19 protein-coding genes are annotated in these 23029 nt (G+C 63.9%); 11 read left to right on the forward strand and 8 right to left on the reverse strand.

Annotation, left to right across the window (positions count from 1 at the left end):
• Positions 1-2064 carry a Stk1 family PASTA domain-containing Ser/Thr kinase gene (gene pknB, locus QM609_RS08915; protein ID WP_082654851.1) on the reverse strand — a complete coding sequence of 688 codons (2064 nt, stop codon included), beginning with the start codon at positions 2062-2064 and terminating at the stop codon, positions 1-3.
• A 334-nt stretch (positions 2065-2398) separates the two neighbouring features.
• Between pknB and QM609_RS08920 the strand changes: the two genes are divergently transcribed.
• Positions 2399-2767, forward strand: coding sequence for an Rv2175c family DNA-binding protein (locus QM609_RS08920; protein WP_003941747.1), 369 nt, complete (start codon positions 2399-2401; stop codon positions 2765-2767).
• 20 nt (positions 2768-2787) lie between these two features.
• Here the strand turns inward: QM609_RS08920 and QM609_RS08925 are convergent, their stop codons facing one another.
• The 4 genes from QM609_RS08925 to QM609_RS08940 form a co-directional block, all read right to left on the reverse strand.
• Positions 2788-3732: a phytoene/squalene synthase family protein gene (locus QM609_RS08925; RefSeq protein ID WP_050655812.1), complete on the reverse strand. Its 945-nt coding sequence runs from the start codon at positions 3730-3732 to the stop codon at positions 2788-2790.
• A 10-nt stretch (positions 3733-3742) separates the two neighbouring features.
• A complete protein-coding gene (locus QM609_RS08930) occupies positions 3743-5320 on the reverse strand; it encodes an alpha-(1->6)-mannopyranosyltransferase A (RefSeq protein ID WP_003941737.1) in 1578 nt (525 codons plus the stop codon).
• A 98-nt stretch (positions 5321-5418) separates the two neighbouring features.
• The gene (gene crtI, locus QM609_RS08935) at positions 5419-7011 is read right to left on the reverse strand and encodes a phytoene desaturase family protein (RefSeq protein ID WP_050655811.1); all 1593 of its coding nucleotides are present in this window, start codon (positions 7009-7011) and stop codon (positions 5419-5421) included.
• 2 nt (positions 7012-7013) lie between these two features.
• A complete protein-coding gene (locus QM609_RS08940) occupies positions 7014-8153 on the reverse strand; it encodes a polyprenyl synthetase family protein (protein WP_080712766.1) in 1140 nt (379 codons plus the stop codon).
• 170 nt (positions 8154-8323) lie between these two features.
• Here QM609_RS08940 and QM609_RS08945 point away from each other — a divergent pair, with 170 nt between their 5' ends.
• Positions 8324-9313 (forward strand): methylenetetrahydrofolate reductase, encoded by a 990-nt coding sequence (locus QM609_RS08945; RefSeq protein ID WP_003941803.1) that lies wholly within the window; start codon positions 8324-8326, stop codon positions 9311-9313.
• A gap of 60 nt (positions 9314-9373) precedes the next feature.
• On the opposite strand, the gene QM609_RS08950 is transcribed toward QM609_RS08945, so the two are convergent.
• The 3 genes from QM609_RS08950 to QM609_RS08960 form a co-directional block, all read right to left on the reverse strand.
• The gene (locus QM609_RS08950) at positions 9374-10168 is read right to left on the reverse strand and encodes an LppM family (lipo)protein (RefSeq protein ID WP_238587984.1); all 795 of its coding nucleotides are present in this window, start codon (positions 10166-10168) and stop codon (positions 9374-9376) included.
• Positions 10169-10238: 70 nt separating this feature from the next.
• On the reverse strand, positions 10239-11837 hold the full coding sequence (locus QM609_RS08955; RefSeq protein WP_076948668.1) for a phytoene desaturase family protein: 1599 nt from the start codon (positions 11835-11837) through the stop codon (positions 10239-10241).
• Positions 11834-12439 carry a GNAT family N-acetyltransferase gene (locus QM609_RS08960; protein ID WP_003941672.1) on the reverse strand — a complete coding sequence of 202 codons (606 nt, stop codon included), beginning with the start codon at positions 12437-12439 and terminating at the stop codon, positions 11834-11836. The genes QM609_RS08955 and QM609_RS08960 overlap by 4 nt, the downstream gene beginning before the upstream one ends.
• Before the next feature lie 147 nt (positions 12440-12586).
• Between QM609_RS08960 and QM609_RS08965 the strand changes: the two genes are divergently transcribed.
• The 9 genes from QM609_RS08965 (at position 12587) to mraY (ending at position 23026) form a co-directional block, all read left to right on the forward strand.
• A complete protein-coding gene (locus QM609_RS08965; RefSeq protein WP_228232668.1) occupies positions 12587-13138 on the forward strand; it encodes an SAV_6107 family HEPN domain-containing protein in 552 nt (183 codons plus the stop codon).
• Between the two features lie 237 nt (positions 13139-13375).
• A complete protein-coding gene (locus tag QM609_RS08970) occupies positions 13376-13822 on the forward strand; it encodes an SCO2097 family morphological protein (RefSeq protein WP_003941660.1) in 447 nt (148 codons plus the stop codon).
• A gap of 594 nt (positions 13823-14416) precedes the next feature.
• The gene (gene mraZ / locus QM609_RS08975) at positions 14417-14848 is read left to right on the forward strand and encodes a division/cell wall cluster transcriptional repressor MraZ (protein ID WP_003941779.1); all 432 of its coding nucleotides are present in this window, start codon (positions 14417-14419) and stop codon (positions 14846-14848) included.
• Positions 14849-15038: 190 nt separating this feature from the next.
• Entirely contained in the window at positions 15039-16052 is a 1014-nt protein-coding gene (gene rsmH / locus QM609_RS08980) for a 16S rRNA (cytosine(1402)-N(4))-methyltransferase RsmH (RefSeq protein ID WP_007730079.1), read from the forward strand.
• Positions 16049-16693, forward strand: a complete 645-nt coding sequence (gene ftsL / locus QM609_RS08985) for a cell division protein FtsL (protein WP_050655308.1) — start codon at positions 16049-16051, stop codon at positions 16691-16693. Before rsmH ends, ftsL begins: the two co-directional genes overlap by 4 nt.
• Positions 16690-18564, forward strand: coding sequence for a peptidoglycan D,D-transpeptidase FtsI family protein (locus QM609_RS08990; protein WP_003941764.1), 1875 nt, complete (start codon positions 16690-16692; stop codon positions 18562-18564). The genes ftsL and QM609_RS08990 overlap by 4 nt, the downstream gene beginning before the upstream one ends.
• A 183-nt stretch (positions 18565-18747) precedes the next feature.
• On the forward strand, positions 18748-20382 hold the full coding sequence (locus tag QM609_RS08995; RefSeq protein ID WP_042921840.1) for a UDP-N-acetylmuramoyl-L-alanyl-D-glutamate--2,6-diaminopimelate ligase: 1635 nt from the start codon (positions 18748-18750) through the stop codon (positions 20380-20382).
• The gene (locus QM609_RS09000; protein WP_050655309.1) at positions 20379-21947 is read left to right on the forward strand and encodes a UDP-N-acetylmuramoyl-tripeptide--D-alanyl-D-alanine ligase; all 1569 of its coding nucleotides are present in this window, start codon (positions 20379-20381) and stop codon (positions 21945-21947) included. Before QM609_RS08995 ends, QM609_RS09000 begins: the two co-directional genes overlap by 4 nt.
• The gene (gene mraY, locus QM609_RS09005) at positions 21944-23026 is read left to right on the forward strand and encodes a phospho-N-acetylmuramoyl-pentapeptide-transferase (protein WP_003941699.1); all 1083 of its coding nucleotides are present in this window, start codon (positions 21944-21946) and stop codon (positions 23024-23026) included. The genes QM609_RS09000 and mraY overlap by 4 nt, the downstream gene beginning before the upstream one ends.
• Positions 23027-23029: the final 3 nt, after the last annotated feature.

Raw genomic sequence — 23029 nt, forward strand, 5'->3', positions numbered from 1 at the left:
TCAGGGAATTGCGACGACGCTGATGTCGGTGCCCTTGGCAACGAGGTCGTTCTTGACGCTCTGGCTGATGATGACCGAGCTGTCGTTCTGGGTGAGCTGACGCACGGTGATCTCGAGGCCGAGGCGGCCGAGTTCTTCGCGTGCTGAGGAGACGGAGCGGCCGATCAGCGAGGGAACCTTGACGGAGTCGGAGATGAGGAGAACCACGGAGGTGCCGGCGTTGACGGAGGACCCGACTGCGGGATCGGTGCCGATTACGCTACCGCCCTCGACGGCGTCGTCGAACGTTGTTCTGGTGGTGCTGACTGAGATGCCTACCTTGTCGAGGGCGGCGCGCGCAGCGTTCTCGGACATGCCCTTCACATCGGGAATGTCCACGGGCGGTGACCCTTTGGATGTGATGACCTTGACCGAGGAGCCCACGGCAACTTCGGTTCCCGGTGCCGGGTCGAGCGCGGCCACGCCGCCGATCGGGATCTTGGAGCTGAATGTGTCCCCGCCGTCGACCGCGACGAGAGTGCGGTCGGCGAGTTGTGCGCCCAGGGCCGAGACGTCGCCGCCGGCCGGAATGGGCGGGACAGTCGGACGCCCGAGCGAAGTCAGCAGCGCGACGGTCGAGCCTTTGGTAACCCTCGAGCCGGAGGCCGGGTCTGTCCCGATCACCGTGTCGATGGGTTGGGCGTCGGAGTATTGACCCTGGACGTCGGGGGAGAGCCCGGCGTCCTGCAGAGCGGTGACCGCAGTGTCCTTGGTCAGCCCGTCGATCGAGGGAACAGCTGTATAGCGGCCCGAGCCCATCCACCATCCGCCGAAGCCCAACGCGAGCGCGAGGACCGCGATGACGAGCAGCCAGATCAGGGTGGCTCGTCGCGATTTACGACGTGCCTCGACAAAATGAGCATGCGGATCGTCGTGCCCCGGGTGGTCGTCGCCGAAATCGGAACCGTCGTCGAAATCCGAGTCACCGTCGACCGTCGCCGGACGAGCAGTTTGTGTGGTGACCGCGCGAGTGTGCTGGATACCGCCAGGGGGAGGAGAGCCCGTGCCGAGCGCCGTGGTGGCTGCCACAGCCGGGGCCACGCCGGACGCCAATACCGTCGTGGCAGCGGGGTTCGGTCGCGCAGCAGAGTTCGGATGTACCTCCGTGGGAGGCGCAGGCGCCGGTTGTGGCCGGGCCGGGGCAACTTGCGCGCTCTGGTGCTGGGCGCTTCGACGCGGAGCGGGAACGCGGTATGACGGAAGTTCCAGTTGCTCGCTCACACTGCGAAGTGCAGCTGCCATCTCACCGGCGTCGGCGAAACGATGTGCGGGCTCGCGGTGAGTGGCTTCGGCAACCAGACGATCGAACTGCGCCGGTACACCGGGGATACGTGAACCTGGGCGCGGGACATCGTCGTGGATGCGTTGGTAGGCGATGGAGAGTGACGTATCGCCGGTGAACGGTGTTGTACCGGTGAGAAGTTCGAACATCAACACGCCGGTCGAGTAGACGTCGCTTCGAGTGTCGGCAATTCCTGACGTCACCTGTTCCGGCGACAGATAGGCCGCGGTGCCGAGGATCACGCTGTTGGAGGTGGTGGTTGCTGCCGCAGCTGCACGCACCAATCCGAAGTCGGCGATCTTCACTTCGCCGGTGTCCGAGATCAAGATGTTCTCGGGTTTGACGTCACGGTGAACCAGTCCCGCTCGATGCGCCACCGCCAACGCGTCCAGGACAGGTGCCACTACTGCAGCGACTGCGTGTGGCGGCATCGGTCCGCGCTCACGAAGGAGTTCACGCAAGGTTCCACCGTCGACGAGTTCCATCACGAGGAACACGTGATTGCGATCGCTGCCTTGGTCGTAGACGGCCACAAGGGCCGGATGCTTGAGTCGGGCCACGGCCCGGGCCTCGAACTCGAAACGAGTCAGGAACGCTGGATCGCCGGCGAATTGCGGATCCATCACCTTGATCGCGACAGGTCGATCCAACCGTGTATCGAGGCCTCGATACACGGTCGACATACCGCCGCGCGCGATCGGTGCGTCCACTCGATAGCGGCGCTCGAGCATTTCGCCGATCAACCCTCGACCTCCGTAATGACTGTTCCTCCGTGCTTGCGATCTGCGTGCTTGTGATCTGCGTGCTTGTGATCTGTCTGCTTGCGGTCTGGGTGGTAGCTGTCAGCAATGTGGGTGGTTGTATACCGCGTACCGGTTCCCGTAGTGAGGGCACCGATTCACATCCACCGCGAAATCCCGGTTACTGATATGCCGCATCCCGTCCATCGTAGCCAGCGATACCGACGCGGAAGTCTCGAGAACGTCACAGAGCGTTGTGACCTGAGCGGAGCGGCAGTTTCGAGCACTGCACCGGGCGGTACACAGCGGGCTCGCCGGACCGGATAAACTTCTCGCGGTGAGCGCGATTCCTTATTGTGATGATGTCCTGGATTCTTCGGTTTCCCTGTTCCAGCTTGTGGATGTGGCGAAGAACGTCGGGTTGCCGGTGAGCAAGGTTCACCAGTTGCTTCGCGATCACAAGATCATCGCAGTCAAGCGGCATGGCGTTCTCGGTGTCCCCGAAGTGTTCTTCGGCGAGGACGGCCAGATCGTCAAGTGGCTGCCCGGTCTGCTGGCGGTGCTGCACGACGGCGGCTACACCGATGTCGAAATCCTCCGCTGGTTGTTCCTGGCCGACGATTCCCTGCCGGGGCGCCCGGTGGACGCACTGCATGGTGATCTCGCGCGTGAGGTCATCCGCCGCGCACAGGCCATGGCTTTCTGAGCTGCCGGCCTTCTGACAACTCACCGCATGCGGTTTTTCGCCGCGTAGGTTGCCGACCGGACCAGACCCGGCGCAGCGACTCGAAGTCGCGTGCGTCCGGGAACGGACACACGTCGATGCAGTATCCGGAAGTCGGCGCGCTCGACCTGGTCGAGAATTGCTCCGTACAACACGAAAGCCGTGCGGATCGACGGCTGGACCCGCCGATCGAGCATCGGGATGCCGGATTCGGCGGTCCGATACCGCCCCCGCGTCACGGCGATGAAGTGTGCCAGCGCGCGCTTGACCCGAACGTCCACCGTTTCGGTTCTTCGCCCATGTTCGAGCATCTCGATGTCGACCCCGAATGCGGCGAACTCGCCTGCCGGGAGATACAGACGTCCCCGGTCGAGGTCTTCACCGACGTCGCGGATGAAGTTGGTCAGCTGAAACGCCTCACCGAGATTCGACGCGGGCACTACCGCTTCCTGCTGCGGAACGCTCACTCCGAGAATCGGGAGCATCTGCAAACCGATGACGACGGCGGAGCCGTACATGTACTCGGCAAGCTCGTCCATCGTGTCGTAGACGGGTCGAAACTTCGCCGTGTCGGGGGCGTCCATCCGCATGGACTCGAAGAAGGCGTCGAAATATGCGCGCGGGATGTCGAACGTCTTCACAGCATCCGCGAAGGCCGGGAGTACGCGTGTCAGGTCGAGGGGAACCGTCGACGGAACGTCACCTGTCACAGTGGGGTTGTCGAGTGCGTTGACGGCTGCACGTTCGACGTCGGCGAGCACCGTGCCTCGTTCATGCGGACCCGAGGGTTCGTCCACGACGTCGTCGACGACGCGAGCAAATGCGTAGAGCGCGTGAACTGCGCGGCGTCGAGGTTCGGGCAACAACCGGGTGGCCAGAAAGTACGTTCGGCCGTGTTCCCTCGTCACGTTCTCGCAGAATTCATAGGACGCAGGCAGTGCGTTCATGACACGCGGATCACGCAGATCCTGACGTCGAGGGCGCCGAGGCGGCTGACGTCATTTCGATCGGTTTCTCGTGTTTGCGTCCACGAAGTCGCAGTGGGTCTTCCGTCTGCAAGGACATCGCCGCGATCACGGCAGCGACGATGGCCAGAGCAACGTGCGGGAAGGTGTACAGGCCGATCGATCCGTCCGGCTGGAACACCAGCATCAGCCAGGTGGACAGCCCGGTCAGTACGGCGAGAGTCGTCGGCGACATTGCGAAACCGGCAGCTACTGCCAGCGGCCAGGAGTAGTACCAGGGGAGTGCTGCGGGGGACAGAACGACGATGGCGACCATCACGATCACAATGCCCATGACGGCGTCGCGCTCGGTCTTGCGGTAGCGCCACCACACGACGGCGATGATCGCGATCAACACAACCGCCGAGATGGTCCGGGAGACTTCGAGGATGTCGTTGAAATGGTCGCCGGCGAACCAGGAGGTTGCCATGGTTCCGATGTGCGCCACGATCGTGGGCAGCGAGAGCCAGTTGATGATCTTTGCCGAACCGGAGAGTGCCGTCGTCCAGCCGAGGCCGACTCCGGCGATCAGTGAGGTGGATCCGAGTACCGCCACGAACACCGCGAAACCTGCGCCGGCCGTTTTGACGAACGATCGGATCGGTGACGCCGGTTCTCGCCCGGCGGCTGCGGCGTCCTCCCGCTCGTGGATCATCCAGATCCAGACTATGAAGGGAAGTGCGACGCCTGCGGTTGCCTTGATCGCGACGGCGAGCGCGATCAGCCCGATCCCGAAGAGGTGCTTGCGTTCGAGAGCGAGCGCAATGCCTGCGGCCATGAGGCCGACCATGAGCATCTCGTTGTGAACGCCGCCGATCAGGTGGATCAGGACGAGGGGATTGAGTACTGCGAGCCACAGGGCGATCGAGGTGTTTCCGCCGAGCTTCGTCGCGAGATGGGGAACGGCCCACATCATCAGGGCGAGTCCGGGGAGCATCGTGATCCGCAACAGCATCGTGCCGGCGATGACGTTCTCGCCGGTCAGCCGAACGATGGCGTCGGCAAGGAGAAGGTGAACCGGACCGTACGGGGTAGTTGTCGTCGTCCACACGTTGGAGACGTTGTCGAGCAGGATTCCCGGATTGACGACGGGGCCGACGGCATACGGGTCGAAGCCGTTGCGCAACAACGCGCCTTGCGCCAGGTAGGAGTAGGCGTCACGGCTGAACATGGGCACCGCGAACAGCAGCGGAAACGTCCAGACCGGGACGACGTAGCGCAGGCCGCGCAACGAGACGTCACCGCGCAGAGTTGAGCGGCCCAGTCGAACCCAGGCGGCGATCATGCACAGGACACCGATCCAGACGATGGCCGCCGACAGAATCGATCCGTGTCCGAAACGGAGCCAGGACAGATGCATCGACTCGAGCAGCGGATCTTGGCGCCGGACGCTACCGGCACCGAATCCGCCGAAAGTGATCATGACTGCGCCGAAGAAACCGAGCAGTGCACTGTGACCTTCGGGAGTCCGAAGGAAATTGGCGGCCCTTAGGTGCCACGGTCTTTCAGTGGCTGCGGCAGAGGACGTCATCGGTGCAGGTTCCTCCCCCGAGGAGATCGGTGTCGATCGGCGCATGCAGCGCCCGAGTCGGTGAATCGTGGATGAATGGTCGGTTACGAGGGGCTAGTTTAGTTGCTCGCACGAGTGCCCACCGCGCTGGCTCGCTCGCGTGTACCGGTAATACGTTCGGCGGCGAGCCGTCCGGACAGCAGAACGGTCGGTACTCCCACCCCCGGAACGGTTCCCGATCCGGCGAGAACGACGTTGTCGAAGCCGCGGGCGAGGTTCTTGCGTCGGAACGGCCCCGTCTGGGTGAAGGTGTGTGACGCCGCGAACGGGCTACCCGCGGCCATGCCCTTTTCGAGCCAGGTCTGCGGGGTGTCGATGTGATCGATATCGAACCCCTCCACCAGTCCCGTATAGCCACGTTCTTGCAGAGTGAGGATGATTTCACGCACGTAGGCCGGGCCGAGAACTTCCCAGTCGAGCGGCGCACTGTCCAGATTCGGGCACGGCGCGAGGACTGACAGCGGTTCACGGATCCGGCCGTCTCGCGAGAAGACCAGGCTCGGGTCGGTCTGCGCCGGTCGGGTGACGAGCAGTGACGGATCACTCATCAGCCGCCCGCGGCCGCGGCGTGCCGTGATCTCGGCGAAGGTGCGCTTCCACGCCTCGCCGAAGTCGATCATGTGGTGTCGCTGCGCGGGCCATTCGTCGGCGACCGCGGAGGAAACAGTGCCGTGAATCACGACGGCGGACGGCGATGTACGCACCGGGCGCGGACGCAATCGCGTATGCGGGCGCAAGAGCGAGTCCGTGACGGCCATGTCGGGAGTGAGGACGGCGGCGTCACAGTCGAAGCGCTCGCCGTCGCGTGTGTGAACGGTGTGCACGCGCCGATCGCTTACCTCGAGGCGTTCGACAGTGCGGCCGAGATGCAGAATTCCGCCGGCCTCGGTGAAGGCGTCGGCCATCGACTCGGCGATCGTGCGCATCCCGCCCTCGGGGAAGTAGACGCCGAGTGAGGTGTCCATGTGAGCGATCGCCCCGTACACCGCGAGGGCCCGAGACGGAGCAACACCCGCATACAGCGCTTGGAAGGTGAAGATCCGCCGGAGGCGAGGGTCGCGGATCTTGCGATCCACCTGCCCGCCCAGTTTCCCGAATCCTCCCAGTGCGACGAGCCGGCTCAGATCTTTGACTGCGTCACGCGAATTGACCAGTCCGAGGGGAGAATCGAAGTCGGCGTCCATGAAGCGGTCGAATTCCGCGTCGAAGATCCGGTTCAGCCATCGCCGCAACGCACGGTATCGCTGCGCTTCTTCCGGCCCGCAGACACGGGAGACTTCGGCAGCCATGTCTTCTGGGTCGGCGTGGACATCGAGAGCGGTGCCGTCTGCGAATCGCGCGTGGTACGTCGGATCGAGCTTGTGCACAACGAATTTGGGGTTTGTCGAGGCTGGGTCGGCGCCGACGGCCGCAAGGGCGTCTTCGACGAGTTCGGGCATCGTGAGCACCGTTGCGCCGTTGTCGATGCTGTAGTCATTGCCCTGGTAGACACCGACTCGCCCACCGACCGAGCTGTTGCTCTCGAGAATCGTGACGTCGCGGCCGGCGCCACGCAGATACAACCCCGCAGACAGTCCGGCAAGTCCCGCGCCGACGATCACGACTCGATCGGTCGGCGAGCTGACGGTTCGAGTGCGGTGCACGTGTGCCACGGTCAGTAGCTTCGCTTCGTGGCCGCGATCGCCATGTCGGTCAGGCGAGCCTTGGACTCTGCCGTTGCCGTGCTCGAGTCGAGGGCGTTCGCAGCTGCCTCGACGAGGGTGTCGATCTGCGTTTCGACGTCGGTGACGGCGCCCAGATCGGTGATCACCTGGCGCAGAGTGTCGACCTCGGTGTCGGTCAGCTGCGTGCCGATTCCGTTGCGGAGCAGTTCTGCTGCCGCCGGATCTGCGGCGTCGGCGCGGGCAAGCGCCATCGCGAACAGGACAGTTCGCTTACCGGCGATGAGATCGTCGCCCGACGGTTTGCCCGTGACGGACGGATCTCCGAAGACACCGAGCAGGTCGTCGCGAAGTTGGAAGGCGATACCGATGTCCGTGCCGAAGGTCCGGTAGGCATCGACCAACTCGGCGTCCGCACCGAACAGCGCGGCGCCGAGGTGCAGTGGGCGTTCGATCGTGTACGCGGCGGTCTTGTAGCGGTTGACCCGCATGGCTGCCTCGACGGTCTCGTCGCCTCGGGCTTCATTGCTGATGTCGAGGAATTGGCCACCGAGCACCTCGGTGCGCATTGCCGACCAGACCGGGCTCACTCGTGCGGCCGCCTCGGGGCTGATCCCGGATTCTCGGATCATGTCGTCCGCCCAGGCCAAGGCCAGGTCGCCGAGAAGAATGGCGACGGCCTCGCCGAAGTGCGCGGAATCGCCGCTCCACTCCTCGTCTCGGTGCTGGTCCTCGAATTCGACGTGAACGGTCGGGAAGCCGCGCCTGGTCGTGGATGCGTCGATGATGTCGTCGTGGACGAGCGCGCAGGCCTGCACCAGTTCGAGGGCGGCGCACGCACGAATCACCGCGTCTGCGTCCTTACCGTTCGGGTCGCCTCCGGCGCCGAGCCATCCCGTCCAGGCGAACGACGGTCGGACGCGCTTTCCTCCGCGCAGGACGAAGGCCTCGAGGGTGCTGACGGCCTCCTCGTATCCACCGCCGATGTTCGAGACGAGTTCGCGGCGTGAAGCGAAGAAGTCGCGGAGCGCTGCTTCGAACAGACCTGGCAGTTCGAGTGAGGTCGGATGCGGTGCGGTGTTGGTCGAACTCTGTCCAACGCGCGCGGTTCCTGCGGACAGGGTGGCCTCCAAGATCGGTATGTTCTCGCGCCGGATGGTTACACGGAAGCGAGCTTGGAGCCCAGCTTAGTGGGGGTTGGAATCAACGGCGGGTCGGGCCGTGAACTGCGTGATCCTGACATTCGGGATAAGCAGTCCTGGGCGATGAGCTTGTTTGCAGCTGGAAAACATATGCTTGACCGGTGACATTCGATCCAGTCAGGGGCCGCTCCAGCGAGGGGTGGGCCACCCGAACACCGTCGATCGTCGATCGGATCGCTTCCTCGACAGGTAGCCGTATTCCGTTCTCGGTCGAGTTTTCGCCGCCGCGTGACGCGGACGCCGAAGCGCGCCTGTGGCGTGCGGTGCGTACCTTCGAGCGGCTCGGACCGGCGTTCGTCTCGATGACCTACGGCGCAGGTGGCTCGACGCGCGATCGTACGGTGCGTGTCACCGGCGAACTTGCCGAAGAGACGACCCTGCTGCCGGTTGCTCACCTGACTGCTGTCTCACACAGCACCGAAGAGCTTCGCGCCATGGTCGGTGCCTACGCCGATCGTGGGATCAGCAACATCCTCGTATTGCGCGGCGATCCGCCCGGCGATCCGCTCGGCGAGTGGAAGAAGCATCCCGAAGGCGTCGAGTACGCCGAGGAACTCGTGCGGATGGTCCGTGACCTGGGCGACTTCCACGTCGGCGTCGCATCGTTCCCCGAGGGGCACTACCGCGCTCCGGACTTGGCATACGACACGAAGTACCTGGTGTCGAAGTTGCGTGCCGGCGCCGAGTACTCGATCACGCAGATGTTCTTCGACGTGGAGGACTACCTGCGTCTTCGTGACCGGGTGAGTGCGTACGACGCAGAACAGGGCGCCAAGCCGATCATCCCGGAGATCATGCCGGTCACGTCGCTACGCTCGGTGCGTCGCATGCTCGAGCTCTCGGGCTCGTCATTGCCCCCCGCTCTCGAGCGTCGATTCGACGCCGCGGCCGGAAGCGGTCCGGACGAGAACCGTGCAGCGGTCCGCGAACTCGGCATCGATTTGGCCACCGAGATGGGTGAGCGGTTGATCGCCGAAGGCGCTCCGTGCCTGCACTTCATCACGTTGAACTTCGCGCGCGCCACCAGTGAGGTCCTCGAGCGACTCGGTCTCACCCCCGACACCTCTGTCGGGACAGCACAAGCGGTCTGATCCCGGTTGCCCCGCTCGACGACAATCGAGTGGGGCAATCGAGGGGGCAATCGCCAGGCGCTACTTCGTGGTGTTTTTCGGATTCCTGTTGTCAGCTTGCTTGCTGGCAGGTGATTTCGTGACAGGCGTCTTCATGACCGGTGCTTTCGCGGCGGGCGCGCGCTTGATCGGTGCTCGATTGCGCGCCATCCAGGCCATCGCACCGACGACAATCGCGACACCGAGCGCCAGCCCGGCCATGATTCCTGCCCACCCGGCGAAGCTTCGGGTGCTTGGGTCCGCGTAGTTGACCTCGGCGCGCATCGTGGACACCTCGCCGGCGGGCAAGGTCCACGACACCCGGGAATCGCCGTCTCGTGTTCCGTTGGTCGTGCCGACCCGTGCCGGGAAGGCGATGCTGACCTGGACGTCGGCGCCCTGAGTCGGAACCGTCTTCAGGTCTGCCTTGCCGTCGAGCGTGACGGTGTCCCCGGATCGCTTGAGGGTGATCTGGAACGACCCGGACCCCTCGGCGTACATGGAGCCCAGTTGGGCGACGTCACCGAAGGACAAGTCGCTGAAGAACGCCTGGCTGCCGACGTACCCGTCCTTCTTGTACTCCTGAACCCGTATCTTGTCCTCCAGCGACGAAGGTGGGGTCAGCTGCGGACCCTTGTCCGCCTCGTTCGCCGGAATAGCGGCAGCTACCACCTGTCCGGTCACACGATCGTTCGCGGACACTCCCATCGACACCTGCACGCGGATGCACCCGGCAAGCAGGGGAACAATCATGAGGGCGAGCGCGGCAACCGTCAGGAAACGTTTCCGACTGGTCGGCTTGACGGCGGGATCGGTGGACTGTTGCACAGTGGTCATCGTGCCAGCCGTGGCGTAGCCAGTCATCGAGGCGGGGGCGTGTCGGCGGGTGAAGTTCGGCGGGTGACCTTCACGACCTGCTCGAACGACGCATCCAACGACGAGTCGCGCCCCGGCGGCTGTCCGACAGTGCGATTCGAGCCGCACTGCGACCACTGGCTCCGGACACACCGCCACCGGGATGAGTCGATGCTCCGGTCAGATACAACCCGTCTGCTCCCGGAACGCGATGGCCGGACAGTTCCGGAAGCGGTCGCCACAACATCATCTGATCGAGTGACATCTCGACGTGCATGACATTTCCGCCGATCATCCCCAATTCCGACTCGATGTCCCGGGGGGTCTGAATGAACCGGTCGAGGACGGAATCGGCGAACCCGGGTGCGAAAGCCTCCATCTCGCCGACGATCCGGTCGGCCTCCGCCTCGGCGACCGATGCCCAATCGCGATGTCCGCTGAGGCGATACGGTTGCCACTGCGACCACAGTGTCACCTGATGCCGACCGGCCGGGGCGATCGTGGGATCGATTCCGCTGAAACTCATTCCGAGAACCGCAGGGCGAGGAGGAAGTTCCCCCGCCAGTGCTGCGCCGTGTGCAGTGCGCAAGTGTGCGCGATCGGAGACGAGTAATTGCAATCCCGAGGTACTTTCCCGTGTCGTGGCGTCGCCGCGGTACGACGGAAGCGCGGATGTCGCCAGTCGAAGTACCGCGCCGATGCCGGGGCCGACCCTGATTTTCCGCCGCCAGTGATCGAGCGTGGCTCGGTCGAAGCCCCCTAGGCCCAGGAGGTCGAGCGTGGTCAGGATGTGGCACCCGGCGATTACCTTGCGAGCGTGAACTTCTCGACCGCTCTCGGTTGTGGCGGTCCAGTGACTCGAGTTTCGACGGATCGACGTCACGCCGTCACCGAGCGCGACCGTGGCGCCGTCGACAGCCATCCGGGAGGCCAACGCAGCACTCAGTGCGCCGCTTCCACCGACTGCTCGCCCTGGCGGCAAGACGTGCATGAGGGCCGCGAAGCCGACCATCGGAGCGGTTCCCGGTTCCGACATCGCAGGCCCGGACTGGGCGCCGAACCACGCAAGCGCTGCTTTGAGTGCCTCACTGTCGAAATACTCGTCGAGCAGTGCGTCGCCAGGCGCGAGGAACTGCCGAGACAGTTCGCTGTTGCCGCGTGCGGTGGCGAGACCTCCGAACGCACCGATCAGGTTCGATCCGGTGGGCGGTGCGGAAAACGCTTTCATGACATGTCGACTGCGCTCCGACCAGACCGCGACGAATCGCCGGTAGGAGTCGGCGTCCTTTGTCCCGCATGCTCGTTCGATGGACCAGCAGGTTGCGTCGAGGTCGCGGTGAAACACGATGCCCGGCCCGTCGGTGCCCGGGGCGGGCGGCGCGAACGCCCACGGGTCACAGTCGATGTAGCGCAGTCCGTGCGCGCCGAGTCCGAGTTCCTCGATGATGCCGCTGTGTCGGATCATGAGGTGTGCCGACGACCCCCGGTCCACCTTGTATCCGGGAAATCGCTCGACGGTCGAGACGGCGCCGCCGAGAACCGTGTCCTTCTCCAGAACCTCGACCGACCAACCCTCGCGTGCGAGGTAGGCGGCCGATACGAGCGCGTTGTGTCCGGAGCCGACGACGACGGCGTCGAGAAGCGCGCTCACAGCGGCAGTCCACGGCCGAGGACTGCGAACGGCCGGTTGTCGCCGGCAAAACGAAATCTGCGGAGCACGTCACGAAAGCCGAGGCGACGGTACAGCCGCCAGGCTCGGTTGTCCTCGTCGTACACCTCGGGTGTCGACAACAGAACACTGCGTTCGGGTCGATCGACGAGGAGGTGACGCAAGAGCGATTCGCCCAACCGGTGACCTTGTCCGTTCGGATGCACGTGGAGTTCGGTGAGTTCGAAGTAGTCGCTCAGAATCGCGTCGATCTCGCTCTGGGGACGACCCGAGCGCCGAAGCCCGTGCAGTACCTGTTGATGCCACCACTGGTCCGGGCTCCCGCGATACCCGTAAGCGATCCCCACCAGCGGCAGATTTTCGTGTGACGGTTGCTGAGGAACCGCCAATGCGCCGACGGCCTTCCAGCCAGGCCGGTTCGCGTGCTCCTGCCACATCGGTGCGCGATGGAACTCGGTTCCTCGCGGATAGTCCATCGCGGTGACGTACACGGCCAGTGCCTCGTGGAGTCGACTCGCGAATTCTGCGCGATCGAGGTCGACCGTATGTGGTGTCCAGGCGATCTGCGGGTCGACCGGTCTCACCTCTTCTCTTGACGGCGTGTCGGTGGGTGCAGTTATATTGAATAGGTCGAACAGATGTTCGATGTGGGTGATCCGGAGATGCCCGAAGGGAAGCGGGCATCTCCGGCCCACCTGGTCTTGGATCCTCACGGTGCAGGAGGTGCCCCGATGTCCGAGCGTGTGAAGCCTGAACGTGTGAAGTGCCAACGAACTCTTCCTGCCGAGTTGTCGAGTCCGTCGGATGCCGCAATTTCTCGATTGCCGATGTCGGCGAGGCGGTCCTTCGGCGCGACGGACGCCAGCCACCGCACTGCTCGAGTGGGAATGTCCGGTGTGGCGTGGGGGCTGCTCCGGAAGGCGGATGCGCTTCTCGAGGAAGCGATTGGGGCGGGCGATCCTGCCGACCGGTTCCGGTGTGCCTACCTGGCGGCCCTACGTGGTGCCGGGGCAGTGTTGGCCGCAGCTCCTGCCGGTGCCGGCTCGAAGCGCAAGCGAAGCGGAAACGCGTGGGTTCTGATGGACGCCGCAGCGCCCGCGTTCGGAGCGTGGTCGAAGTTCTTCGCAGGGTGGTCCGCTACGCGTGCGGCCGTGGAAACCGGCGTGTCGATCGTGATCACGGACTCCGATTCCGACGCATTCTTCGCCGAGGTCGGCCGTTTTCTCACGGCGGTCGAAGATTTCATCGGTCAGGACGCGTCCGAGCATTTGCGAGCGTCGTGAACAAATGGTCCGTGTCGGCAGTTGTTTCCGGGGAATTTCCTGGTCCGCACAGGCAAATGGAGCCGAATCGGGGCCCTTCGGCACGAATACGTACGCTTGTGGCGGAACTCGTACCCGGAGTTGGTGGTCCGAGACCTAAACTGCTCGTATTATGAAAACAGGTAATCGTCCAACTTGATTACCCGCCGCCTCACACCGTGGGGTGGTTGCCAAACTTCCAGTGCCGGGGGAGGTACCGTGCCACTCTCCGAGCACGAGCAGCGCATGCTCGATCAGATCGAGAGCGCTCTCTATGCCGAAGACCCCAAGTTCGCCTCCAATGTGAGGGGCGGCCGTATGCGGGCGCCGTCGAGTAGACGGCGGTTCCAAGCAGCGGCTCTATTCGTGCTGGGTCTGGTCCTGCTGATCGCGGGGGTTGCACTCCCGCTCAAGCCGGGCGGTTTTCCGATCATCAGCCTGTTCGGTTTCTTGTTCATGTTCGGCGCAGGGGTGTTGTTCCTCTGGGGTGGTGGACGTAAGTCTGCGCCGGCCGCCGACTCCGCTTCCGAAGGTGGCAATCATCCCTCCGGTCCGCCGGGTAGGGGTAGTGCCGGCGGATCCGGGCGGGGACGCGGCCGGAAGTCCGGCGGCGGATTCTCGTCGCGGATGGAAGATCGATTCAAACGCAGGTTCGAGCAGGACTAGCTCTCCCGCCCTTCTTCGGGCGTACTTCGAGAGTGATGCAGTTCGGACGTGACGCCCTCTTCAGGGCACGGACGACCACACGTGTGGCGGTCGGCAACCAAGGTTGCCGACCGCCACACGCCGTTGCTGTGGGTGTTGTACGTGTGCGCCGGCAATCCATCGAGTGAATCAGTGACGTGCGAGCGAATCACTCGCCACTCCTGCTGCCTCAGGGCATGCCCGCGGGCTTCCTCCACTTCGCTCCACTCGGCCCTCCACTTTCCTCCACCCTGGTCGAACTGCAACGCACGACCAGACCTCGTCCCGCTCACGTCTATTCGAAAACCGCGCTTGTACTGCGATTTTGTGTGGGGGAGCAACAGATCGTGGCGTAAAGGGTCGATCTGACGGCGGTGTGGGCCGGGACACGGTTACAAATTTCCCCCACGTCTCCCCACCTGCGCTGACCTGCTATTTATCAGCAAATGATGCTGAATAGGGACCATGTGCTCCTTGTTTGTGGGGGAAAGTGGGGTACTGTGGGTTCGGGCGGAGAGCTGAAGCACGATCCGCTCGATAGGGAGGGTTTCAGCGCAAGCTCGCAGGAGGTGTCGAGTGTTCCTCGGTACCTTCACGCCGAAGCTCGACGACAAAGGTCGGCTCACGTTGCCGGCAAAGTTCCGAGACGAACTGGCAGGAGGATTGATGATCACCAAGAGTCAGGATCACAGCCTCGCCATCTACCCCCGGGACGAGTTCGTCAAGCTTGCTCGAAAGGCAGCGGCAGCTCCACGCAATGATCCGGCAGCTCGGGCGTATGTCCGTGCCCTGGCCGCCGGCACAGATGAACAGCACGCCGATGCCCAGGGGCGAATCACCCTCTCGGCTGATCATCGGCGTTACGCAAACCTGTCCAAGGAATGCGTAGTGACCGGCTCCGTCGATTACCTCGAGATCTGGGATCTAGCAGCCTGGGAGAGGTATCTCGGAGACAACGAAGAGGACTATTCGCAGGCAACAGGCGAATCTCTCAGCGAGATCGTCTAGGCGAAGAGCCCCCGGCGAATGCCGCGAGGCCTCTGCCCGGAAAGACCCTGACGCACTTCCCCAGCGCCAGGTTCTCCTTCGGGCAGGGACCTCGAAGCATTCGCCTTCTCGAACAGTCATCGCCTTCTCGGAAAGTCAGCACCTTTTCGAAAAGTCATCGGAAATCATGAAAGTAGGAGCCGGAGCAATCATGGTGGATCACGAGGTGAACGAACCCTCGGATGCCGATGGCTTCGCGCACGTCCCTGTACTTCTGCACCGCGCCGACGATCTTCTCGGCCCTGCCATCACCGCCGTCGGTGACGGTGGAGCGGGCGCATACATGATCGATGCGACGTTGGGGCTCGGTGGCCACTCCGAATTCTTCCTGGGCAAGTACCCGGGCCTTCACCTCATCGGTCTCGATCGCGACACCAACGCACTCCGGATCGCTTCCGAGCGTCTGGCGCCATTCGCGGACCGAACGACGTTCGTGCACACCACGTATGACGGGATCGAGGACGCGCTCGAACAGGCAGGTCTGCCGTCGACGGAGTCGGTTCACGCGATCCTTTTCGATCTGGGTGTGTCGTCGATGCAGTTGGACGAAGCCGACCGAGGTTTTGCGTACTCGATCGACGCTCCTCTCGACATGCGGATGGATCAGACGGTCGGGCTGACCGCGGCAGAGGTCCTGAACACCTACAGTCACGGCGACCTTGCTCGCATTCTGAGCACGTACGGCGAAGAACGGTTCGCGGGAAAGATTGCGTCCGAGATCCTTCGGCAGCGTGAGCGTGAACCCTTCACCACCAGTGCAGCTCTGGTCGAATTGCTGTACCGAACAATCCCGGCAGCCACGCGGCGTACGGGGGGACACCCGGCCAAGCGCACCTTCCAAGCGCTGCGGATCGAAGTCAATGCCGAGTTGGATTCGCTTCGTGCAGCCGTTCCTGCCGGGCTCGACGCACTGGCAGTCGGTGGGCGAGTGGTGTTCATGTCCTACCAGTCGCTCGAGGATCGAGTTGTGAAGGCGGAGTTGGTTCCCCGCTCGAAGTCCACCAGTCCTGAAGGACTACCGGTCGAGTTGCCGGGTATGGGACCGGAGTTCCGCATTCTCACCCGTGGCGCAGAACGTGCGTCAGAGCAGGAAATCGAAGAGAACCCACGATCAGCTCCGGTGCGTTTGCGTGCCGCAGAACGCATTTCCAGGAGGCGGGCATGAGTCGTCAGGGCAAATCCGGTGCAGCGCAACGTGCATACGACAAGCGCACCGCACGGGCGGCAGGCCGGACCGGAACTGTCGCTGCTGCCGGCCCGTCTATCTCTCCTCGGGCGATGCTCAAGGGGAGAGTGCCGTTCGTCGCCTCCGTCATCGGACTTCTGTCCATCGGTCTCGCGGTGACTCTGCTGCTGACCACTCGCGCTGCCGAGGATTCGTACCAACTCAGTGATGCACGTGCATACAACCAGTCTTTGGTCGAGCAGAAAGCAGCGCTCGAACGTGACTTCCAGTCGCGTAACTCGGCTCCGGAGTTGGCAAATCAGGCAAGCGCTCTCGGCATGGTCCCCGCCAAGGACCCTGCACGACTGGTAGTTCATCCGGACGGTTCGGTCGAGGTCGTCGGAACGCCGACTCCCGCGACTGCCGGAGCTATGCCGCCGCTCGATGCGCCCGCATCGGTGCCCGCACCGACTGCGACACCCCCGCGCACCACAACGCCGGTTGCTCCCGGAGCCACGCCGAGCGTTCCGAATAACACGCGAAACCTCGCGCAGAGTGAACAATTGGTTCCTGTGATCCCCACGACGACAGCACCCGCCACCACGACGGCGGTGCCTGCTCCGCCTGAGGAACGTCGGTGAGTCAGAACTCCCGTAACAACCCCGGTCGGCGTCCGCGCCGCTCGGCCACCGCCTCATTTCCGTTTCGTCAGCGAGTCGGTCGTATCACCATGTGTGGTGCGCTCGCCGTTGCGGCATTGCAGCTCTTGTGGATTCAGGGAATCGACGCGCCGAGTCTGGCTGCGGAATCTGCCAATCAACGAACCACGACCCAGGTCGATCCGGCTGTACGTGGCTCTATAACCGATCGCAACGGAAACCCCCTCGCCTTCACCATGGAAGCCAAGGCGCTGACTTTCCAGCCGGTGCGGGTACGCAAGGAACTCGAGGAAGCGCGCGCCAAGAGCATCGAGCAGGGCGCCGAGGGTGACAAGCAGGCGCCGGAAGTGAGCGATCGCCTCGCCGAGATCGCCGCCGGAATCCACGCCAAGCTCGGCGATACCGTTCCGGAAAAAGATCTGCTTCAGAAGATGAACAGCAACGAGACTTTCACGTACCTCGCCCGCAGCGTGGATCCGGCGGTTGCTGCCGAGATCTCGGACAAGTTCCGGGAGGTCGGCCTCGAGCGTCAGGACATTCGCGAGTACCCCGGTGGCTCTCTGGCCGCGAATCTCGTCGGCGCGACCGGCTGGGACGGGCACGGTTTGCTCGGTCTCGAAGATTCGATGGACTCCACGCTCGCCGGAACCGATGGATCCGAAACGTATGACCGCGGTTCCGACGGCGCTGTGATCCCCGGTAGCTGGCGCGACAAGCAACCGGCAGTCAACGGTTCGGGTGTCGAGCTGACCATCGATTCGGACCTCCAGTTCTACGTTCAGCAGCAGGTCCAGATCGCCAAGGACAAGTCGGGCGCAAAGAACGCTTCGGTTGTGGTCATGGACTCCAAGACGGGACAGGTGTTGGCCATGTCCAACGACAGCACCTTCAACCCCGCAATCGGCATCGACAAGAACGCGCCGACAGCCGAAATGGGCAATCCGTCGGTCAGTACGCCGTTCGAGCCCGGATCGGTGAACAAGATCGTCACCGCAGCAGCGGCCATCGAGGACGGTAAGACAACTCCGGACGAAGTTCTGCAGGTCCCGGGCAGCATCACGATGTCCGGTGCCACAGTCAAGGACGCGTGGGATCACGGTGTGGCCCCGTACACCTCTACCGGTGTGTTCGGAAAGTCCTCGAACGTCGGCACCTTGATGCTCGCTCAGCGAGTGGGCGAGGATCGCTACGCAGACATGCTGAACAGGTTCGGCCTCGGACAACGCACCGACGTCGGACTTCCCGGCGAGAGCGCGGGCAGCGTTCCGAGTCGCGACCAGTGGTCGGGCGGAACCTTCGCGAACCTGCCGATCGGGCAGGGTCTCTCGATGACAACCCTGCAGATGACCGGGATGTACCAGGCCATTGCCAACGACGGCGTGCGAATTCCTCCGCGGATCGTGAAGTCGACTGTCGATTCTTCCGGCACGCGGACCGAGACGCCGCAGCCCGAGGGCGTCGAGGTGGTCAGCGCCCAGACAGCGGCGACCGTTCGGGACATGTTCCGGTCGGTCACTCAGGAAGACACCGGCAACCAACGAGGAACCGGTGTTGCCGCGGGTGTGGAGGGATACCAGGTCAGTGGAAAGACCGGGACCGCGCAGCAGGTGGATCCCGCGTGCAAGTGCTACTCCAACTCCAACTACTGGATCACCTTCGCGGGAATCGCGCCTGCGGACAATCCTCGATTCGTGATCGGAATCATGCTCGACGCACCGGTTCGCGGCGTGGACGGCGGCGGCGGTCAGTCGGCGGCACCGTTGTTCCACAACATCGCGTCGTGGATGCTCCAGCGTGACAGTGTCCCGATGTCGCCGGACCCCGGTCGCAAGTTGGTGTTGCAGGCGGACTGATTGCGGTGTGTCGGTTTCGACACGGTCTTCGGGTGAATCCCGGACACGGTAATCTCAAACGTCGCAGTAACCTCATTCATCGCAGTGCGCCGAACTTTGCTTGCGTTGCGACCGCCATAGACAACGACCGCCATAGACAACGACCGCGATAGAACAACGACAATTGCCAGGAGTCGAGTGACAGTGCCGAATCGTTTGCAATCGTCGAACTCGGACGGCGCTCCCGGGACGCGTCCGACACAACCGGTTGCTACCGCGATCACGGCGCTCTCCGAACTGTCCGGGGCTCGCCTCGAATGGGTGGGGCAACCGGGATCACAGTCCTCGGAGGTCGTCGTCAAGGGCGTCGACCTGCGTGCGCAGGGAATCGTGACCGATGACCTCTTCGCCGCTCTGCCCGGTGCACGGACCCATGGCGCTCAGTTCGCCGTCGACGCTCTGGGGCGCGGTGCGACCGCGATCTTGACCGACGAGGCCGGCCTCGAACTGATCGAGGCCGCGGACAAGGCGCCTGACCGGTCCGTCCCAGTTCTCGTTCATCCGAACCCGCGGGATGTGCTCGGTGAGATCTCCGCGGAAATCTACGGCCGGCCCTCGGAGAAGATGCAGGTCGTCGGCATTACCGGTACATCGGGCAAGACCACGACGTCGTACTTGCTCGAAGCTGCGATTGCCGGAGCCGGCCGCAAGCCCGGCCTGGTCGGGACCATCGAGACTCGAATCGACGGCCGCCGGGTGCCCAGCGCTCTGACCACGCCGGAAGCTCCGCAACTGCATGCTCTGTTCGCCGTGATGGCAGAGCAGGGGATCGATACCGTCGTCATGGAGGTCTCCAGTCACGCTCTTGCTCTCGGACGCGTCGACGGCATCCGCTTCGACATCGGCGCGTTCACCAATCTTTCGCAGGACCACCTGGATTTCCATCGGGACTTCGAGGAGTACTTCCAGGCCAAGGCTCGGTTGTTCGATCCTGAGTCGACGGTGCGAGCCGAGCATGCCGTCGTCTGCGTCGACGACGTGTGGGGTCGACGGATGGCCGAGTTGGCCGCGACCGACGAGAGCGACGCGGTGACCACGGTCTCGACCTCGACGGCCGAGGCCGAGTGGACGGTCGGCGCAGTCGAGGTTGCCGAGGACGGCTCCCAGACCTTCGAGTTGGTCGGGCCGGACGGACAGTCGTGGCCAGTCTCACTTCGTCTCCCCGGGCGATACAACGTGGCCAACGCTGCGCTGGCGTTGACCGTCAGTTTTGCTGCGGGACTCGACCCGGACGCGGCTGTTCGAGCGCTCGGGACCGTGGACGTCCCGGGGCGAGTTCAGCGGATCGACCGGGGGCAGAGCTTTCTCGCCGTGGTCGACTACGCCCACAAGCCGGCAGCGCTCGAAGCCGTGATCGCCACGCTGCGCAACCAGGTTCCCGGCCGAGTGGCCGTGGTGGTCGGTGCGGGCGGTGACCGCGACGCCGGCAAACGGGCACTCATGGGTGAAGCGGGTGCGCGAGGCGCAGACCTGCTGATCGTCACCGACGACAACCCACGCACCGAGGATCCGGCGAAGATTCGCGCTTCGGTGATGCAAGGCGCCATGGACGTGCCCGAATCCGAACGCGGCGAGGTTCGCGAAGTGGGGGACCGGGCCGCCGCGATCGAGCAAGCAGTCCGGTGGGCACAGCCAGGAGATGTCGTCCTGGTGGCAGGCAAAGGCCACGAAGTAGGTCAAGAAATCGACGGGGTCAAACACCCGTTCGACGACCGCGAGGTGTTGGGCGAAATGATCGGCCGATTCGCGATCAACACAGCACATGGAGGCAAGCAATGATCCCGATGACGCTCTCTCGGATCGCCGAGATCGTCGGAGGAACCCTGCACGACGTCGACGATTCGTCGACGCAGGTGACTGGAACCGTCGAATTCGATTCGCGCAAAGTAGCTCCAGGTGGGCTCTTCCTCGCCCTACCCGGAGCGCGTGTCGACGGTCATGATCACGCGGAAGCGGCGGTGGCAGCGGGCGCTGTGGCGGTGCTCGCGGCGCGGCCGGTCGGAGTTCCGGCAATCGTCGTTCCATCGGTGCCGAACGACGGTCCCAGTGCAGTGATGCTGCTCGAACACGACACCGACGGGTCCGGAGCCGCGGTCCTGCATGCCCTCGGCCTTCTGGCCCGAGCAGTCGTCGACGAACTGGCAACTAACGGCGCACCGACCGATGGTGGACTGACGCTGGTCGGTGTCACTGGTTCTGCCGGCAAGACCTCGACCAAGGATCTGATAGCAGCGCTGCTGCGCGAGTGCGGCGAGGTGGTTGCGCCCCCCGGGTCGTTCAACAACGAATTAGGTCTGCCGTGGACAGTGCTCCGCGCCGACGAGAGGACCCGCTTCCTCGTTCTCGAGATGTCGGCCCGTGGGGTCGGTCATGTCGGCGAACTGACGAAGATCGCGCCGCCGAAGATCGGCGTAGTTCTCAATGTGGGCACTGCCCACCTCGGTGAGTTCGGTTCGCGTGAAGCGATCGCGGTCGCCAAAGGTGAACTGGTGGAAGCACTCCCGTCGGCAGCCGACGGTGGAGTTGCGGTCCTCAACGCCGACGACCGCATGGTCGCCGCAATGGCGAGTCGAACCAAGGCCCGGATCGTATTCGTCGGTCAGTCCGAAGACTGCGACGTTCGGGCGACCGACGTGGTTGTCGACGACCAGGCCAGGGCTTCCTTCACACTGAACTGTTCACAGGGTTCTGCACGTATTCGCCTGGCCGTTCACGGCGAACACCACGTGAGCAACGCCCTGGCCGCGGCGGCCGTCGCACTCGAGAACGGCCTCGCGGTTGCAGACATCGCGCGTGTCCTCGAGGGCACGAAGGCAGCGTCCGCGAGGCGGATGGAAGTCACCGAGCGCGCCGACGGCGTCACCGTCGTCAACGACAGTTACAACGCCAATCCCGATTCCATGCGCGCTGCGCTCAAAGCGTTGGTGTCCATGGCGCGATCGGATCGGCACTTCGGTCGCCGTAGCTGGGCTGTGCTCGGAGAGATGGGTGAGCTCGGACCGGAATCAGTTGTCGAGCACGACGCGATCGGTCGCCTGGCCGTCAGACTCGATGTCAGCAAGTTGATCGTCGTCGGGACGGGCCGCACCTCGCGTGCGATGCATCAAGGAGCAGTGATGGAGGGGTCGTGGGGTGACGAGTCCGTCGTCGTGCCCGACGCAGCTGCGGCAATCGCCATTCTCGAAGCGGAACTCGAACCGGGCGATCTCGTCCTGGTGAAGGCGTCCAAGTCGGTGGAACTGTGGACGGTCGCCGAAGCGATACTGGCTGCAACGCCCAACACCGACAGCGAGAACACCGACAGCGAGAACACCGATGGCGAGAACGGCGGGGATTCGCAGTGATCCAGATTCTTCTCGCCGCAGGCATCGCGCTGGCGGTCTCCATCATGCTCACGCCGATCCTGATCAAGGCGTTCTCGAAACAAGGTTTCGGGCAGGAGATCCGAACCGAAGGTCCAGCCAGTCACCAGGCCAAGCGCGGCACTCCCACGATGGGCGGCGTCGCGATCCTGACCGGAATCTGGGCCGGCTATCTCGGTTCACACCTCATCGGTCTCGGCATGGACAACGCGGAGGGACCGTCGGCGTCCGGCCTACTCGTTCTCGGTCTGACCACCGCGCTCGGTGGAGTCGGTTTCCTCGACGACTTCATCAAGATCCGCAAGCAGCGCAATCTGGGACTGAACAAGACAGCGAAGCTGGTCGGCCAGTTCGTCGCTGCCATTGCCTTCGGAATTTTGGCCCTTCAGTTCCGCGGTGACGACGGGCTGACTCCGGGCAGTGTTCATCTGTCGTACGTCCGCGACATCGCCACCGTCTCACTCGGTTCCGTGGTCTTCATCGCCTTCTGCTACCTACTGGTCAGCGCCTGGTCCAATGCCGTCAACCTGACCGACGGCCTCGACGGATTGGCCGCCGGAGCGATGAGTTTCGTTCTCGGCGCCTACGTCATCATCACGTTCTGGCAGTTCCGCTACTCGTGCGAGACGAATCCCGGTAAGGGTTGCTACGACGTCCGAGACCCGCTCGACCTCGCGGTGCTCTGCGCGGCAGGCGCGGGCGCGTGCATCGGTTTCCTCTGGTGGAATGCCGCACCCGCCAAGATCTTCATGGGCGACACCGGTTCTCTTGCCCTCGGCGGCATGCTCGCCGGATTGTCGATCACCACCAGCACGGAACTGTTGATGGTGGTCATCGGTGCACTGTTCGTCGCGGAGGCCGCGTCGGTGGTGATCCAGGTAGCGGTGTTCCGGTCCAGCCGACGGCGGGTCTTCCGAATGGCGCCGTTCCATCACCACTTCGAACTCGCCGGGTGGGCTGAAACCACGGTCATCATCAGATTCTGGTTGCTGGCGGCTATTGCGTCGGCTATCGGATTGGCACTCTTCTACAGCGAATACCTCGCAGCGCTCGGAGGCTGAAAA

The sequence above is a fragment of the Rhodococcus sp. IEGM 1302 genome, assembly GCF_030056935.1.
In the GTDB taxonomy this organism is placed as follows: Bacteria; Actinomycetota; Actinomycetes; order Mycobacteriales; family Mycobacteriaceae; genus Rhodococcus_F; species Rhodococcus_F qingshengii.